The sequence below is a fragment of the Staphylococcus sp. HMSC068C09 genome (assembly GCF_001813735.1).
Lineage (GTDB): Bacteria > Bacillota > Bacilli > Staphylococcales > Staphylococcaceae > Staphylococcus > Staphylococcus hominis.
This window is the reverse complement of sequence record NZ_KV813742.1, coordinates 1-266: the sequence shown is the minus strand read 5'-3', so window position 1 is coordinate 266 and position 266 is coordinate 1. Positions and strand designations below refer to the sequence as shown.

1 pseudogene is annotated in these 266 nt (G+C 30.1%); it reads left to right on the top strand.

The window, feature by feature from the left end:
• Positions 1-97: 97 nt before the first annotated feature.
• A pseudogene (locus HMPREF2930_RS01960) lies at positions 98-266 on the top strand (IS5/IS1182 family transposase); the annotation flags it as partial.

Genomic DNA, 266 nt, shown 5'->3' with positions numbered 1-266 from the left:
GTATTTATATGTAATTTTACATTGAAATACTTTAAAAAAATAAGGCCCTTTCGTATAATTTAATAAATATCACTAAACTAAATTAACGAGGTGCCTTATGTATAAAGATTATAACATGACTCAACTTACTCTACCATTGGAAACTTCAGTTCTTATCCCCACAAATGATATGTCACGACATGTCAATGATATTGTAGAAACAATTCCTAAAACTGAATTCGATGAATTCAGACATCATCGTGGTGCAACCTCATACCATCCAAAAA